Here is a 17,262-nt window from a genome sequence, read left to right as displayed (position 1 = left end):
TCGAGCTCGATCCGCACACCGCGGACCTTGACCTGATCGTCGAGACGGCCGAGGCATTCGAGGGTGCCGTCGGGGCACCAGCGGGCCAGGTCGCCCGTGCGGTAGAGACGGCCGCCCGGCGCCCCGAAGGGGTCCGGGACGAAGCGCTCTGCGGTCAGCGCGGCCCGGCCGTGATAGCCCCGGGTCACCCCGGCGCCGCCCAGCAGCAGCTCGCCCGGCACGCCCACCGGGACCGGACGCAGGTCGCGGTCGACCACGTACGCGGTCGTGTTCGCCACCGGGGCGCCGATGAGCATCGTGGCGGGGGAGTGCGGCACCCGGTACGCCGTCGACCAGATCGTCGTCTCCGTGGGCCCGTAGAAGTTCCACAGCTCGTCGGTGACCGTGAGCAGGCGGGCCGCCAGGTCGAGGGGCAGCGGCTCGCCGCCGAGGATCACGCGGGGCAGCCCGGACGGCAGCTGCTCCACCGCCACGCTCGCCACCGACGGCGTGAGCTGGACCAGGTCCGCGTCCTCGGCGGCCCGGCGCAGTTCCTTGGGCGTGCGGGCGGCGTCCTCGGGAGCGATCACGAGCGTCCCGCCGGACAGCAGCGGCGTGAAGATCTCCAGCGCCGCGATGTCGAACGAGAGCGAGGTCATGTACAGCGCGCTGCCCCCGCCCAGCCGCCGGATCACGTCGGTGACCAGGTTGACCACGCCGCGATGCGGCACCTGCACGCCTTTGGGGCGGCCGGTGGAGCCGGAGGTGTAGATGGTGTACGCCAGAGAGTCCGGCCGCACCGCCGGCAGCGGCCCGGCGCTCCCTGAGACCTGGTCGAGCAGCAGCTCCGGGGGACGCTCCGCCGGCAGCCGGTCGAGGTGGGCGGAGTCCGTGAGCAGCAGGGCGGCGCCGGAGTCGGCCAGCAGGTACGCCAGCCGCTCCGCCGGGTAGGCCGCGTCCAGCGGCACGTAACACGCGCCCGCCCGCAGCACTGCCAGCAGCGCGACGATCTGCGGCACGCCACGCGGCAGGCACAGCGCCACCCGCGACTCGGCCCGCACACCTTCGGCGACCAGCCGCCCGGCCAGTGCCTCCGTGCGGGCGGCGAGCTCGGCGTAGGTGAGCTCCTCGCCGTCCGGCGCGCGCACCGCCACCGCGCCGGGCGTACGTGCCGCCTGCTCGCCGACGAGCTCGTGCAGGGTCTTGTCCGGGTACGGCGCGGCGGTGTCGTTCCACCCGGTCAGCAGCTCCGTCCGCTGGGCCGGCGTCATCAGCGGCAGCTCCGACAGCCGCGTACCGGGGTCGGCGGCGGCCGCCTCGAGGATCAGCCGGTAGGCGCCGGCCAGGCGCTCGATCGTGCCGGCGTCGAACAGGTCGGTGCTGTACTCGAAGTAGACGCCGGCGCCGCCGGCCGTCCTGACGATGTCCAGGTTCAGGTCCAGCTGGGCGGTGCCGTTGGGGAACTGCCCGCGCGCGCTCATCGGCAGCAGGTTGAAGCCCACCTGGTAGAGCGGTGTGCGGCTGGTGTCGCGGACCGGCTGGAGCGCCTCGACCAGCCGGTCGAACGGCACCTCGGCGTGGTCCAGCGCGTCCAGGACGGTCTCGCGCACCCGGTCCAGCAGCGCGCCGAACGACGGGTCCCCGCTCAGGTCGCTGCGCAGCACCAGGGTGTTGATGAACACGCCGAGCACCGGCTCGAACTCCGGCAGGTCGCGCCCGACCACCGGCGTGCCCACCGCCACGTCCTCCTGGCCGGCGTACCGGGAGAGCAGGGCCTTCAGCGCGGCCAGCAGCACCATGAACAGGGTCGCGCCGCGCCGCATGGCCAGCGCTTCGAGCTCGTCCACCAGGGCGGCGGGCAGCACCAGGTGGTGCTCTGCCCCGGCGTGCCCGCGCACGGGCGGCCTGGGCCGGTCGGCCGGCAGCCCGAGATCGGCGGGCAGCCCGGCCAGCCGGTCCCGCCAGTGACCGAGCTGGGCGGCGAGCACCCCCTGGCCGAGGTGCTCACGCTGCCAGGCGGCGTAGTCGGCGTACTGGATGGGCAGGTCACGCAGCCGCGCCGGGCGGCCCTCGTCGAGGGCCGCGTACAGCTCCCGGATCTCCTCGCCGAGGATGGTTCCCGAGCGGGCGTCGAACACGGCGTGGTGGAACACGGAGATCAGCCGTTGCTCCCCGCCCGGCATCAGCACCAGGTGCGAGCGCCACAACGGCGCCCGATCCAGCGCGAACGGCTGCCGCGCCGTCGCCACCGCCAGCGCCCCGAACTCCCGCTCGGCCTCCTCCGGCGGCAGCTCGCGCAGATCGGTACGGGGCAGAGTGACCGGCATGTCGACCTGGACGATCTGGACGAGGCTCCCGTCCTCGATCGCCAGGGCGGTGCGCAGCGCCTCGTGCCGCTGGACCAGCTCGCCCAGGATCCGCTCGCAGCGGTCCGGGTCGGTCCGCTCGGGCAGCTTCATCATGGCGTTGATGTGGTACGTGGGCGCGCCGGGATCGAGCTGGGCCAGGAACCACAACCGTTCCTGGGCGAACGAGGCGGGGAAAACGTACGTGCCGGTCACCTGGGCCGCTCCTCTACTGCCCCATGGCCTCGCGCAGGCTGCGCGGGCGCATGTCCGTCCAGACCTGCTCGATGTGGTCGAGGCAGCTCTGCTTCTCCCCTTCGAAACCGGCCTCCCGCCAGCCGCCCGGCAGGGGCCGCTCGGCGAACCAGATGGAGTACTGCTCCTCGTCGTTGACCACGACCTTGTACTGGCCGTCGCGCATGTCAGTGCCTTTCCACTCGGGGGAGCCGGGTGATCGCCGGTGTCTTCTTCTCCTCGCCCTGGCCGCGCAGTTCCTCCACGAGCCCGGCCATGCCGGCCACGGTGGGCACCTGGAAGAGGCTGCGCATGGGCAGCCGGACGCCGATCTTCTTCCTGATGAGGGCGATGAGCTGGACCGCCACCAGCGAGTTGCCGCCCAGCTCGAAGAAGTCCTGCTCGACGCTGACGCGGCGGGCGCCGAGCACCTCGCCCCACAGCCCGGCGAGCACGCTCTCCAGCTCGTTGCGCGGGGCGACGTGATCGTCGGCGTCCAGGCCGGCCTCGCCGGCGGCGGAGGCCGCGGCCAGCTCGTCGGCCACGGTGTCCTGGGTCAGCTCGCGTACCCCGGCCACGAACTCGGGCAGCGCGGTGGCGTTGACCACGACCTGGACGCCCAGGTCGGTGGCGAGCAGGCGGCGGAAGGCCTCGGCGCCGTCCGCCGGCGGGATGCCGCGCTTGGCGCCGTCGAGGTCCAGGGCGACGCCCGCGGTCGCGGACTCCTCCTTCACCGTGACGTCCCCGGCCGCCTGCCGCGCGTCCTCGCCGATGGAGCGGGAGACCGCCTGCGGGTCGACGCGCCTGAGCACGAAGTCGGAGATGCTCACCACCGGCTCGCCGGCCTCGCCGTACAGGGTGAGATCGGCGGCGAGCACCTCGCCGCCGCCGGTGTCACGCAGCCGGGCGTGGCTCCACAGCGTGGCGGGCAGCGGGGCGTGCACGGTGATGCGGCCGTAGCCGAGCGGCAGGTAGCTGTGCTCGCCGGAGACGGAGATGAACGCGGTCGCCTCGTCCAGCAGCGCCGGGTGCAGCGGCAGGGCGGCCAGCTCGGCGGTGACATCGGGACCGGCCACCAGGTGGGCGAGCTGCTCGTTCCGGCCCAGCCGTACGGTGCGCAGGCTGGTCCATCGCGAGCCGAACGTGACCAGCCCGGAGGCCGAGGCGAACGGGTTGGCCTCGTCGGAGCCGTGGGTGCAGCGGGACCGTACCTCGGCCAGGTCCCCGGCGGACTCCCCGGCCGCCACCCAGGCCGCCGAGCCTCGGGCGTGCGGGACCGGCTCGCCGCCGGCGATGCTCACCACCTCGAAGTCCATGCCGTCGCCGGTGGGGGTGAGCAGCACCCGCAGCTCGGCGCTGGACCCCTCGGCGACCGGCAGCGGCGCGATGAAGGCGACGTCGCGCAGCTCGATCGCGTGCCCGGGGCCAGGGGGCGGGACGGCCGCCTCGAACGCGGCGCGGGCGCTCTCCAGGTAGCCGGTGCCGGGCATCACCGGCACGCCCGCCACCCGGTGCTCGTCCAGGAGCCAGTGGGTCTCGGGCGACAGGGTCGCGGCGTACCAGGGCTGGCGGCCGGCGCTCTCGTGCCGGTGGCTGAGCACGGGGTGCTCCAGCCGGGTCACCCGGTCGCCGCGCTGCAGGGCGCGGAAGGCCACCGGGGCGGCGACCTCGGCGGCCATGCCGACCTCCAGCCAGGCCCCCCAGTTCACCGACAGGACCCGGCCGGGCCAGACGTGCGCGTAGGCGTCCATGAAGTTGTTGGCCGCGCAGTAGTCGACCTGGCCGAACCCGCCCGCGACCGCGGTCACCGACGAGCAGAGCAGCACGAAGTCGAGCGGCAGGTCGCCGAACACCTCGCGCAGCGCCAGCGTCCCGGCGATCTTGGGCGCCATGACGTCGTCGGCGGCCTTGCGCTCCTTGACCTCGGCCATGCCGCCGCCGGGGAGGCCGGCCGCGTGCACGATGCCGTCGACGCGGCCGAACCTGGCGAGCGCCTCGTCCTTGACCCGGCGCAGCGCCTCGGGGTCGGTCACGTCGGCGGCCGTCACGATCACCTCGGCGCCCGCCCGCTCCATGCGCCGCACCGCGGCGACGGCCCGCCGTACGCGCTCGGGGGCGCCGTCGAGCGTGTCCCACTCCGCACGGGGCGGCAGCCCGGAACGGCCGAGCAGGACCAGCTTGGCCTGGACGCGCCGGGCCAGGTCCTCGGCCAGCGTGAGGCCGATGCCGCCGAGCCCGCCGGTGATGACGTACACGCCGCGCGAGCGCAGCGGGTCGTCCTGCGGGGGTAGCGGCACCGGCTCGAAACCGCGCACCCAGCGGCGGCCGGCCCGCAGCGCGACGGGGGACGGCGGCACGCCCTCCTCCGGCTCCGCGGGTTCGGCGGCCAGCTCCGCCAGCACCTTCCCCACGTCGTACGGCCCCGCCTCCAGGTCGAGATGACGAGCCGTCAGCCAGCGGGCCTCCAGCGGGACGACGCCGGTGAGGCCGGCGACGGTGGCGTGCTCGGGCCGGTGGACGTCCTGGCCGGTGACGCCCTGCGTGGCGGCGGTCAGGATGTCGAGCCGCACCCCCGCCTCGCGCTCGGCGCCGGCCAGCGCCTGCACGAGGGCGAGCAGGCTGTGGAAGCCGAGGTCCTGCGCGGCGGTGGCCCGCGCCGCCGTGGTCGCGGGGTCGCCGTCCAGCGCCCAGGCGTGGATGACGCGGGCCGGGACTCCGGTCTCGGTGAGCAACGCCTCGTAGTCGTCGCGTTCGGCGGGGCGGATGGTGATGGTGCCGTCGGGGGCGGCGCCGTACGCGCTGCCGGGAACCACCCGGACGGCCTTGACCCCGGCCGCGCGCAGCCCCTCCAGCAACGGCTCGGCGGCAGGGCCGGCGAAGACCAGGCAGCGCAGGCCGGTCAGTGCGGCGGTCCCGGCGGGGGCGAGCGGCGCCTGGCGCCAGGCCGGCGCCGAGAACCACTCCTCCAGCGGCAGCGCGCCCGCCCGCGGCGGCCGGGTGAAGACGAGCTCCGGGTCGAACGCGGTGCGTACCCAGTGCTCGGCGCGCTCGTACGGGTAGGCGGGAAGCGGGACGCGGCGGGCGGGCTCGGCCAGGGCGTCGGTGTCCAGCGGGACGCCCGCGGTCCAGAGGGCCCCGGCCGCGGCGTAGACGATCTCCAGGTCGGGCCGGGCGTCGGCGGGGCCGGGGAGGCTGGCCAGCGGCTGCGGCGCGGACTTGGGCAGCTGGGTCCTGGCCAGGCCGGCGAGCTGGCGTCCCGGACCGCACTCCACCAGCCGCCACTCGCCCTCGGCGACGAGCGTCGCCACGCAGTCGCCGAACCGGACCGCCTCGCGCAGGTGGCGCGTCCAGTAGCCGGGGTCCGTGGCCTGCTCGGCGGTGATCCAGGTGCCGGTGACGTTCGACAGGAACGGCAGGCCGGGCGCGTGCCGGGCCGCGGCGGCGACGGCCTCGTGGAAGTCGCCGAGTATCGGGTCCATCATCGCCGAGTGGAAGGCGTGCGAGGTGCGCAGCGCGGTGTGCTGGACGCCGCTCTCCTCCAGCCGGGCGGCGTAGGCGGCGATCAGCTCGCCGGGTCCGGCGACGACGCACGTTCCCGGGCCGTTGACGGTGGCGATCGACAGGCCGTCGGGCAGGTCCCCGCGTACCTCTTCCTGGTCGCGGCGCACGGCCAGCATCGCGCCCGGCGGCATGCTCTGCATGAGCCGGCCACGCGCGGCCACCAGGCGCAGCGCGTCGGGCAGGGAGAAGACGCCCGCGACGGTCGCGGCCACGTACTCGCCGATGCTGTGCCCGATCATCGCGGCCGGCTCCACGCCCCACGAGCGCCACAGAGCGGCCAGCGCCCACTCCACCGTGAACAGCGCGGGCTGGGTGAGGCCCGTCTGCCGCAGCCGCTCGTCGGCGGCCTCCTTCTCGTCCTCGGCGGGGAAGAGCAGCGTGCGCAGGTCCAGTCCCAGCTCGTCGCGCAGGATCGTGGCGCACTCGTCGACCGCGGCGGCGAAGACCGGCTGGGTGGCGTACAGCCCGGCGCCCATGCCCGCGTACTGCGCGCCCTGGCCGGAGAACAGCCACGCCACTTTGGGCGTGCCCGCCTTGCCCTTGACCACGCGGCGCGGGGTGGTCAGCGCCGTGATCGCGTCGGCGGTGTCGGAGGCCACCACGGCGGCCCGGTGCGCGTACCGCCGCCGGCCCGTCCGCAGCGTGTGGGCCACGTCGGCCAGGTCGCTCTCGCTGCCCTTGAGGTGGCCGGCCAGCCTGGTCACGGCGGCGTCCAGCGCGGCCGGGGTCCGGGCCGACAGCAGCAGCAGGTGGGCGGGGCGCGGCTGGGCGGTGGGCAGCGGCGCGGGCGGCGCCTGCTCGACCAGCACGTGCGCGTTGGTGCCGCCGATGCCGAACGAGCTGACGCCCGCGCGGCGCGGGAAGCCGTTCGTCTCCCACTTGGTCAGCGTCGAGACGACGTGGAAGGGGTTGGTGCCGAAGTCGATGCGCGGGTTCGGCTGGTCGTAGTTGAGGCTCGGCGGGATCATGCCGTGCTCCAGCGCGAGCACGGTCTTGATGAAGCCCGCGATGCCGGCGGCGGGGCCGAGGTGGCCGATGTTGGTCTTGACCGAGCCGATGCCGCACCAGCCGGCCTCGTCGGTGCCGGCGCCGAGCACGCTGGAGAGCGCTCCCACCTCGATCGGGTCGCCCAGCGAGGTGCCGGTGCCATGCGCCTCGACATAGGTGACGGTGCGCGGGTCGATCTGGGCGACGCCCAGCGCCTGCGAGACCGCGGCCGCCTGGCCCTCGGCGCTCGGCGCGGAGAAGCCCATCTTGGTGGCGCCGTCGTTGTTGATCGCGTTGCCGATCACCACGGCGCGGATGTGGTCGCCGTCGGCGACGGCGTCCGACAGCCGCTTCAGCACGGCCATGCCGCCGCCACCGCCCCAGATCGTGCCCGCCGCGGAGGCGTCGAAGGCGCGGCAGTGCCCGTCGGGGGCGTAGATGCCGTCCTGGTGGAACTGGTACCCCCACTCGGCGGGCATCTCCAGGGAGGCGCCGCCGGTGAGCGCCATGTCGCACTCGCCGGTACGCAGCGCCTCGCAGGCCACGTGCAGGGCGACGAGCGAGGAGGAGCAGGCGGTGTGCAGGGTGAGGCTGGGGCCGCGCAGGTCGAGCTTGTACGACACCAGCGTGGCCAGGTAGTCGGGGTGGTTGCCGGTGTAGACGGCGAGGTTGCCGACCGAGGCGAACACCTTCTTGTTCGGCCGGATGTACAGCCATTGATACTCGTCCGAGCCGATCGCCCCGTAGACCCCGATCTCGCCGTGATAGCGGGCGGGGTCGTAGCCGGCGTCGTCCAGCGCGGTGCTGGCCAGCTCCAGGAACATCCGCTGCTGCGGGTCGCGCAGCTCCGCCTCGCGCGGGGACATGCCGAAGAGGGCGGCGTCCAGGGACCGGTAGTCGTCCGCGATCGAGGACGCCGCCACGAACGTCGGATCGTCCAGCAGATAGTCCGGTACGCCGAGCGCCTCCTGCTCCTCACGCGTGTAGAAGCGCACCGACTCGACGCCCCCGACCAGGTTGCGCCAGTAGGCGGGCACGTCCTCGGCGCCGGGCAGACGGCAGGCCAGGCCGACGACCGCGATCGGCTCGACACCGAGCCCCTCTTCCTCGTGGTTGTGCGCAGCGGTCATTCGTTACTCTCCCGTCTGGCCCGGTAAGGCCGAGTTGAGGGTCGTGCCCGGCGCGCCGCGACCCGCATGGCGGCGCGCTCCGTTCCCGCGGCGCGGCGCTCGCCGTCGAGGTGTGCCGCGAGCGTCCGTACGGTCGGGAAGCGGAACAGGTCCACGATCGGCACCTCGCGCCCGAGTGAGGCGGTGAGGCGGGCCTGAACCTGAGCGGTGGCGAGCGAGTGCCCGCCGATCTCGAAGAAGTTCGCGTCGGCGGAGATCCGCGGCTGGCCGAGGACCTCCCGCCAGATGCCGGCGACCAGGCGCTCGGTCGCGGAGGCGGGCTCCTGGCCGGGCCCGGCCGCGGCCCTCGGGGGAGGGGCGGGCAGGGCGGCCCGGTCGACCTTTCCGTTCGGCGTCAGCGGCAACACCGGCAGGAGCACCAGCTCGGCCGGGAGCGCGTAGTCGGGCAGACTCGCCGCGAGATGCCGCTGCAGCTCACCGGCCTGTACGGCCGCGCTCGCCGGCACCGCGTAGGCGTGCGGCACCGGCCCCCCGGGCTGCTCGGCCACCCTCGCGGCGGCCGCCCGGACACCGGGATGGGCGGCCAGCACGGCCTCGATCTCGCCGAGCTCGACCCGGTACCCGCGGATCTTCACCTGCCCGTCGGCCCGCCCGGCCAGCACCACCCGGCCTTCCGGGTCATGGCGGCCCAGGTCGCCGGTCCGGTAGCGGGCCGTCTCGCCGTCCGGCTCATGGCTGAAGCGCAGCCGCGTGAGCTCCTCGTCCAGGTACGCCTGCGCCAGCCGGCGGCTCCTGACCACCACCTCGCCCAGTTCCCCCACGGCGGCCGGGGCCCCGCCGGCGTCCAGCACGATCAGCTCCGCCCCGTCCACGCCGCGGCCGACCGGTACCTGATCGCCGGTGCCGCCCAGGTGGCCGGTGATCTCGTGGACCGCCTGCGCCTGGGGCGTCTCGGTCGTGCCGTAGGTGTTGACCAGGCGGGCCTTCGGCGCCACCGCCGCGAACCTGGCCACCTCCGCGTAGGTCAGCCGGTCTCCGCCGAACAGCACCAGCCGCAGGTCGGGCAGCTCCACCCCGGCCGCGGCGATCAGGGTGGCGAGCTGCGGGGTCAGGTGCGCCACTGTGACGGCCCGCTCACGCAGCCAGGCCGCCAGCCGGGCCGGGTCGCGCACCCGGTCCTGGGCGGGCACGTGCAGCGTCGCCCCCAGGGTGAGCGGCGTCCAGGCGTCCCGGAGCAGCGGGTCGTGCGCCAGCCCGGCCAGCAACGCGAACCGGTCGGCCGAGGTCAGCGCGTACTCGGCCGCGTACCAGGACAGAAAGCGGGCCAGCGGGCGTTCGGTGGCCCGCACCGGCTTGGGCTCGCCGGTGGTGCCGGAGGTGAACGACAGGTAGCCACGCTGCTCGAACGGCACGGGGAACGACGGCACGGGCCCGGCCGGTCCCGCACGTTCGGCCGGTCCGGCACGTTCGGTCAGGCCGGTCACGTCGGTCGGGCCGGTCGGGCCGGTCGGGCCGGTCAGGTCGGTCGGGCCGGTCAGGTCGGTCGGGCCGGTCAGGTCGGGAAGCCAGGCCAGGTCGGGAGGCACGGGGACGCCGGGGCAGGCGATCAGCGCGCGGGCTCCCGCCGCACGGGCCTGGGCCGCGAGGCGGGCCGGTGGCAGGGCGGAGTCGAGCACCGCCCAGCGGGCTCCGGCGCCCAGGACGCCGAGCATCAGGGCGGGCAGCGCGCCCGCGCGGGCGGCCAGGATCGCCACCGTGTCGCCCGGACGAACGGCCGCGGACACGGCCCCGCCGGTCGACCTCGCGAGGCGGGCCAGGGCGGCATAGGTCAGCTCGCCGTCCTCCCCGGCGACCGCCACCCGCTCGCCGTCCGCCCGTCCGGGAGTGTCCCCTACGTGCTCCTCGTCCCCCTGTGCGGGAGCGTCCCTTACGTGCGTGACGTCCGCCCAGGCGAGGACGCGTTCCACCACCCCGGGTCCGTCCCAGGCGGGGAGCGGGGTGGTGCCGTCCGGCAGGCTCGTGTGGCCGACGGGCGGGTGCGCGGGGCGGAGCGACGCCTGCCGGACCGGCCGCCCGGGAGCGGTGACGAGGTCGCCGAGGATGCGGAGGTAGCCCCGGAGCAGTTCCTCGATCCGCTCCGCCCGGAACAGCCGGGGGTTGTACACGGCCTGCAGCACGTACCGTCCGTCGCGTTCCCCGACGTACAGGGTCAGGTCGAACAGCGCGCCCGGCAGACCGGGCGGCAGCGGGACGGCCGTGACGTCGGGCAGCTCCAGCCGCGGCTCGGTGAAGTCGTACATGTTGAACAGCACCTGGACCAGCGGGTTCCTGGACAGGTCGCGGCCGGGGCCGAGCCGGTCGACCAGCCGCTCCAGGTGCACGTCAAGGTGGGCGAGCGCGCCGGACAGCGTCTCCTGGCAGCGCCGCACGTGCGTCTCGAAGGAGTCGGCGTCGGCGACGCGCAGCCGTACCGGGAGAACCTGGACCAAGCAGCCGGTCAGCGGGTGGAAGGCCGGATCGCGCCGGTCGGCGACGGGCGCGCCGACGATCAGGTCGTGCCGGCCGGTGAGGCGCCGCAGGACCTGCGCGAACGCGGCCAGCATCACCGCGTACGGCGTGCTGCCCAGACCGGCGGCCAGCGAGCGGACCCCGGCGCTGACGGCGGCGTCGGCCTCGGCGCCGGCCCCCGCGCCCTCGAACGTCTGCACCGCCGGGCGCGGATGGTCGCGGGGCAGGTCGAGCACGCTGGGCGCGCCCTCCAGATGGTCCCGCCACCACTCCAGGCCCGCCTCCTGGTCGCGCCCGCCGAGGTAGGCCACGTACCCGCCGAACGACGTGCGCAGCGGCGCCGGCGACTCGCGGCGGTAGGCGCGGCTGAGGTCGTCGTAGAGCACCTGCTGCGACCAGCCGTCGAAGACCAGGTGATGCGCCGTCACGGCCAGCACGTGTTCCCGGTCGGACAGGCGCAGCAGCCGGGCCCGCCACAGCGGCCCCGCCGCCATGTCGAAGGTGAGGCGGGCCTCGGCCTCAAGACGTTCGGTCACCCGCGCTTGCGTGACGTCCTCCACCGGCAGCGGCACCGGGCCGGGCGGCGACACGGCGACGGCGGGAACACCGTCCGACTGCGGCACGCGCCATCTCAGCACCTCGTGCCGCTCGGCCACCACCGCCAGGGCGGCGCGCAGGGCGTCGATGTCCAGCGGTCCGGACAGGCGCTGCGCCATCGCGATGTTGTGCGCGGGCGTGCCGGGCGCCAGCCGTTCCACGAACCACATCCGCCGCTGCACCGCCGACAGCGCGGCCGGCGCCGCGGCGAGCGGCTCGTCGCGCACCGGCGGGGCGAGCTCGGCCAGACGGGCGATCCCGGTCACGGTACGGCCCGCGAGCACGTCGCTGACCTCGATCTCCTTGCCGAGCCCGGTACGCAGCAGCGCGGTCAGGCGCATCGCCACCAGGGAGTGCCCGCCGGAGGCGATGAAGTCGTCGTCCGGCCCCGGCTCCCCGGTCCCGAACGCCTCGGCCCAGGCCGCCGCGACACCGCGCTCGGTCACGCTCGCCGCGGTCCGCACCTGCCCGGTGGCGCGCGGGGCGTCGGTCGCCGTCGCGCGCAGGGTCGCCATGTCGATCTTCCCGGCGACCGTCAGCGGCAGTACGGCCAGCCGTACCACCCTGGTGGGCGCCATGTACGCGGGCATGCTCTCCAGGCAGTGGGCCCGGACGTCCTCGATGCCCGGCGCGTCCTCCGGCGCCAGGTAGGCGGTCAGCTCCTTCAGCCCCGCCGGGCCGGTCGCCACGTCCGCCACCGCCTGCCGTACGCCGGGATGGGCGCGCAGCACCGCCTCGATCTCGCCGATCTCGACGCGCTGCCCCTGGACCTTCACCTGCCGGTCCAGCCGGCCGATGAAGCCGATGCGGCCGTCGTCCTCCAGCACGACCTGGTCGCCGGTGCGGTACATGCGTGCCCCCGGCTCACCTTCCGGGTCGGGCACGAACCGCTCGGCCGACAAGCCCGGCCGGTCCAGGTAGCCGCGGGCCAGTTGCGGGCCGCCGATGCACAGCTCGCCCGGCGTGCCGGGCGGGCAGGGCCGGAGCAGGTCGTCGAGGATGTACGCCCGGCAGCCGGGCAGCGCGTACCCGATCGGCAGGGGCCTGTCCCAGACGCCGCCCAGTTCGGTGCCGACCACGCACACCGTGGTCTCGGTGGGGCCGTACCAGTTGAAGAAGCGCCGCCCGCCCGTCGACCAGCGGGCCACCTGCTCGGGGCCGGCCGGTTCGCCCGCGGTGAGCAGGTCGCGTAACCAGGGCAGCCGGTCCGGGTCCAGCAGCGGGAGCAGGGCGGGCGGGATGGTGCCCCAGGTCACCTGGTGACGTTCGAGGAAGCGCTGGAGCCGTACCGGATCGACCCGGTCCTCCTCCGGGATGAACATCACCGACCCGCCGCGCGCCAGCGGGGCGAAGACGTCGAGCACCGACACGTCGAACCCGAGCGCGGCGAATCCGATCGACCGGCACCCGGCGTCGAGCCCGAACACCTCGCCCGCCATCCGCACGAAGGTCACCGCCGAGTCATGGCTCACCACCACGCCCTTGGGCCGTCCGGTGGAGCCCGAGGTGTAGAGCACGTAGGCCGCCGCGCCCGACGGCGTGACCCGCGCGGGCGGCTCGCCGTCGCCCGGCGGGGGCACCGCCTCCAGCCGGACGGGGAGCCCGGCCAGCAGTTCGGCGCCCGTCTCGTCCGCGACGACCGTGGTGATCCCCGCGTCCTCGACGATCCCGGACAGGCGCCGGCGCGGGTGCGAAGGATCCAGAGGTACGTACGCGCCGCCGGACATGAGGACGCCGAGCACGCAGACCAGCAGGCCGGGAGTACGGCGATGGCAGATGCCGATCCGCACCTCGGGCCCGGCCCCGAGCTCGCGCAGCCGGTGCGCCAGCGCCGCCGCCGCGGACACCAGCTCGCGGTAGGTCAGCTCGCGGTCACCCTGCCGCACGGCCGTCGCGTCGGGAGTACGCCCGGCCTGCGCCAGGACGAGGTCGTGAAGAAGCGCCCTGTCGGTCACTCTGTCCCCCGTTACCTTGGCTTTTCAGCAGTAATGTCCAAGCTCAGCCGCACCGTGTCGTGCGGCACGGCGACCGCGCCCAGCGCTTCTCCCCGAGAGGTGTGCAGGGGCAGGTGGAGGACCTGCCAGCGGGTCAGCCGTTCCAGTCCCGGATCGCACTGGGCCTGCCAGGGACCGGGATCGGTGAGGTCGGGGAAGCCGGCCGCCGCGGGGTCGGCTCCCTGGCCGTCGGCGGCCATCAGCGCCCGTTTCGCGGTGACGGCACGCAGCGCCAGCCAGCGCCGGTCCTCCTCGGCGGCGTCCTCGATCTGCTCGAGCTCGTCCCCGCTCAGCTCGGACAGGTCGCCGCCGAGATCCGGCGCACGCAGGACGGCCACCCCGACCCCGGGCTGGTGCGCGGCGACCGCGGCCACCAAGGTCAGCTCGCCGGTGTGGCTCGTGCCGAACGTGGCGCGGCCGGCGTACCCGCGCGTCAGCGCGGTGTGGCCGGCGGGACGGCCGAGCCAGAGCTGAAGCTCGTCCGGCTCCGGCGGGGCGGGCTCGCCCGTGAGGTCGGCGGCGATGAGCGCGGCCAGCTCGGCGGGGCGGTCCTGGACGAACAGGTGGCCGCCGCGCAGCGTGCGCAGGCGGAACCCGGCGGTGGTGTGCCGGGCCCAGCCGAGCATCTCCGCCGCCCCGACCTCGCCGTCGTCCAGCCCGGTGAAGGCCACGATGGGGCAGTCGATCGGCGGCTCGGGCGCGTAGGAGTAGTTCTTGATCCAGGTGAAGTCGGAGCGCAGCACCGGCATCAGCAGCTCGCGCAGCTCCGGCAGGTGCTTGAGCTCCAGGAGCGCGCCCGCCCTGCGGACGAGCTGGTCGATGAAGGCGTCGTCGGGCAGGTCCACGGCGGCGGCCAGCGGTACCCGGCGGTCCGGTGGGTGCGCGCCGCCGACGTAGAGCCGCGACGGCCGGCGCAGGCCGCGCCTGCGCAGCTCGCGCACCACCTCGAAGGCCAGGCGGGCGCCCATGCTGTGGCCGTACAGCGCGTACGGCCCGGCCGTGGCGGGCGCCACCTCGTCGGCGATCTCGGCGATCGTGAAGGCCGGCGGTTCGACGATGCGGTTCTCCCGGCCGGGAAGCTGGACGGGGACGACGGTGAGATCGGCGAGTCCGGCGAGCTCGCGCACGAGTCCGGTGTAGGCGCTGGCGCCGCCTCCGGCGTACGGGAGGCAGATCATCGTGCTGGCGGAGCGGAGATCCATGGGGTGGGGATTCTGCGCCGACGCGGCTAACTGGTCACTGATCGCCCAGCACCCCCCTGCGGGGAGTCACCGTGTGCGGCGAGTGGTGGATTCGTCGCTGAATAGAGAGGTCGTCAACCGCCATGTTACGGCGCTCCTCGACAATTGCCTCGAAACAACCTCGAAATAGAGAGCTGTACAAGTGTCACGACTTAGCGTGTGATGTCACGCCGTTCACGACATTCACTCTTATATCGATGTTTGCCGGGTGGAGTCAACGGCTTGATTAGCGGGCACCGGCCGGGGTCGCGGGAATTCAGCACAAGAGCCCCTTGCATCACCGGTCATGCGATGATATGCGTGTCCGTAAATAGGATTCGGGCAACCGAAACCTGTCCCAGGGCCATGGGGGATCTTCCGCTCGCCGGGGGCGCCCGTCGCGGCCTCGGCGAGGGGCGGGTGGGGCCTGTCGAAGTGCGGTGCCGCCTTCCGTCGCCCCTCGGCAGCCATGCGAAATAACCTCTGTGCGGCCGCGTGGGAAGAACCCCGGTCGCCCCGGGATCGCCGGCCTTCAACGGGGTCGTCGACTCATGTTCGGACTCGTTTGTCGCCTGTCCTGTCAAGAGGCGCGAAAAACCTCGACATATCAGTCAGGACGATTGTCTGATCACCTTAACCCGGGCTCTGGTCACCCCGAAACTCCGGCCCGACGTGCGAAGTTGGGCGGCACGGGCGCGCCGCGCGGCTCTCTCCGATGGCTCGTCAACCACGACGCCATTTACCGGATTTCTGGCAAGGTGCTTTACCAGATGTGTCAATCGAAACTCTGGGCCCCATGCCGCCGCAGGCGTAGCCGCGATATCCGTGAACGCCCGTCTGTCATTCGCCCGATTAACGCCCGCGCCGTAATCCGCGCACGGCCTAACCGCCCGTGGACAGGCGCAGATCGCGCACGCGGTCCCACCGCTGCGCCGTGACGATCTTGGCGGTGAGGTTCTCCTGGTCGTAGACGATCGACCACCGGGTGTGCGTCTGGGCGACCCGCTTGAGCAACTGCATCGGCTCCGTGCCGTCGCCTTCGGACAGCAACCGGTAGCGGCGGTCGGCCAGTTTGGTGTTCCGGTCGGCGCCGGTCATCGTGATGTTGGTCAGGTAGCGCTCGTCGATGACGTTCATGCGCCCCTCGGCGAACTCCACGACCACGGACCTGCCCGCCCGGTCGGCGATCAGGTAGTGGAGCTGCGGGCCGCCGCTGAAGTCCAGGTCGTAGCGGCGCATCAGCTCGATCGCCTCCGGCACGGTCGCGGCGCGGTCCAGCATGAGCCGGATGATCCGCGTGCCGCTCACGACGGTGCGCCCCGGGGTGCGGGCGGGCAGGTCCGCGTGGGGCGCCTGGGCCAGGCCGACGGCGAGCCCCTTCTCGTTCATGCCGTCGAAGGGCATCAGCACCGCGTGCGCCAGCCGCCGCCGGTCCTGGGCGGACTTCAGATCCGGCCGGGCCGCCGGCGGGAACACATAGGAGACGTCGACCAGGGAGAGCGAGGCGTAACCGTCCGGCGGGTCGGCGTGGACGACCATGGCCGGATTGGGGTCCCAGTCGAAGTTCCTGCCGAACCGGCCGGGGCGGTGGAACAGCGAGCACGCCCAGCCGTCCCCGTTCCTGGCCAGCTCCGCCTCGGTGAGCGGCGCCTCGGCGTCGTAGCCGCCGTGGAAGGTCATCTCGTACAGCGGCATGTCGTCCAGCCGGCGCAGGCCCGCGGCCGTGCGGGCGATCTCGTCCTCCGTCTGCCGGAGAATCCCGGGGCGCGCCGCCACGGAGGGCGCCGGCGGCGCCTCGGCGGGCGCGCACGCCCCCGCCGCCGCGAGGGTCAGGGCCGACAACACCGCGAGAGCAGGGGTCCGCATGTCTGTAGTCTGCCTACCGGCACCCGCCGTGTCACGAGGGAGACCCATGGCCCGTTTCGCCGCTATCTCCGCCGCCGTCCTCGGCGTCCTGTTCATCGGCCTTGAGACCGTTCGGCGAGGCATCCAGGCGTGGTGGACGACGCCGGTCACGATCCTGGAGGACTACGTCGCGGGCGTCCTGCTGATCATCGCCGCGCTGGCCCTCCTCCGCTCGGCCCGCCTGAGCTGGCCGCTGATGCTGGCGGCGGGCGCGTACGCCACGGGCATGATGACCTCAAGCCTCTGGGGGCAGGTCGAAGCACAGCTCAAGGGCGAGACGTGGGAGTCGCAGCAGATCGTGGTGATCGCCGTGAAGGCGCTGCTGTGGCTGCTGCCGCTCACGCTGAGCGTCATCTCGATCAGGGAACTGCACCGGCGTCCCGCGACCGCTCAGCAGTGACACCTCTACCGGCCGACCAGGGCCTGAAGGTGTCCCACCCGCCGGGCTTCCGCGGTACGGGCCCATCCGGTGAAACGTGTCGTATCAGCCGTCATGTCAGGACGGCGACGGTCCGGTGTCAGGGCGGTCGGCGATCGTGGCTGCCATGAGTGAATCCCTCCACACCCTTGAGGCCATGCCGACGGCGCGTCAGGCCGGTTGCCCCTTCGATCCGCCCAAGGAGCTGGTCGAGGCGCGCGAGCACGGCCCGATCAGCCGGTTCACCTTCGCCGACGGCCACGAGGGCTGGGTGGTCACCGGGTACGAGCTGGTCCGGTCGGTGCTGGCGGACCAGCGGTTCAGCTCGCGCAAGGAGCTGATGCGCCATCACCCGACCATCGACTTCGGCGACATCGAGGTTCC

7 protein-coding genes and 1 pseudogene are annotated in these 17,262 nt (G+C 73.9%); 2 read left to right on the top strand and 6 right to left on the bottom strand.

Annotated elements, in window-relative coordinates; translation table 11 throughout:
• From ACFWYW_RS55395 to ACFWYW_RS55370, 6 genes are all read right to left on the bottom strand, one after another.
• Positions 1 to 2,540, bottom strand: a 2,540-nt coding sequence (locus tag ACFWYW_RS55395) for an amino acid adenylation domain-containing protein (RefSeq protein WP_379641392.1), incomplete at its 3' end; no start/stop codon positions are given.
• A 13-nt stretch (positions 2,541 to 2,553) separates the two neighbouring features.
• Positions 2,554 to 2,745, bottom strand: a complete 192-nt coding sequence (locus ACFWYW_RS55390; protein WP_379612737.1) for an MbtH family protein — start codon at positions 2,743 to 2,745, stop codon at positions 2,554 to 2,556.
• 1 nt (position 2,746) lies between these two features.
• Entirely contained in the window at positions 2,747 to 8,236 is a 5,490-nt protein-coding gene (locus ACFWYW_RS55385) for an SDR family NAD(P)-dependent oxidoreductase (protein WP_379612736.1), read from the bottom strand.
• Entirely contained in the window at positions 8,233 to 13,296 is a 5,064-nt protein-coding gene (locus ACFWYW_RS55380; protein ID WP_379612735.1) for an amino acid adenylation domain-containing protein, read from the bottom strand. Before ACFWYW_RS55380 ends, ACFWYW_RS55385 begins: the two co-directional genes overlap by 4 nt.
• An 11-nt stretch (positions 13,297 to 13,307) precedes the next feature.
• Positions 13,308 to 14,537 (bottom strand): thioesterase II family protein, encoded by a 1,230-nt coding sequence (locus tag ACFWYW_RS55375; protein ID WP_379612734.1) that lies wholly within the window; start codon positions 14,535 to 14,537, stop codon positions 13,308 to 13,310.
• Positions 14,538 to 15,437: 900 nt separating this feature from the next.
• Positions 15,438 to 16,421: a linear amide C-N hydrolase gene (locus ACFWYW_RS55370; protein WP_379612733.1), complete on the bottom strand. Its 984-nt coding sequence runs from the start codon at positions 16,419 to 16,421 to the stop codon at positions 15,438 to 15,440.
• A gap of 46 nt (positions 16,422 to 16,467) precedes the next feature.
• Between ACFWYW_RS55370 and ACFWYW_RS55365 the strand changes: the two genes are divergently transcribed.
• Both ACFWYW_RS55365 and ACFWYW_RS55360 read left to right on the top strand, forming a co-directional pair.
• Positions 16,468 to 16,860, top strand: a complete 393-nt coding sequence (locus ACFWYW_RS55365; protein ID WP_379612732.1) for a hypothetical protein — start codon at positions 16,468 to 16,470, stop codon at positions 16,858 to 16,860.
• 145 nt (positions 16,861 to 17,005) lie between these two features.
• A pseudogene (locus ACFWYW_RS55360) lies at positions 17,006 to 17,262 on the top strand (cytochrome P450); the annotation flags it as partial.

Origin of the sequence: Nonomuraea sp. NPDC059023 (assembly GCF_042740095.1) — a bacterium.
In the GTDB taxonomy this organism is placed as follows: domain Bacteria; phylum Actinomycetota; class Actinomycetes; order Streptosporangiales; family Streptosporangiaceae; genus Nonomuraea.
Note: the sequence above shows the minus strand (reverse complement) of the source record. Positions and strands in the feature narration are given on the sequence as shown.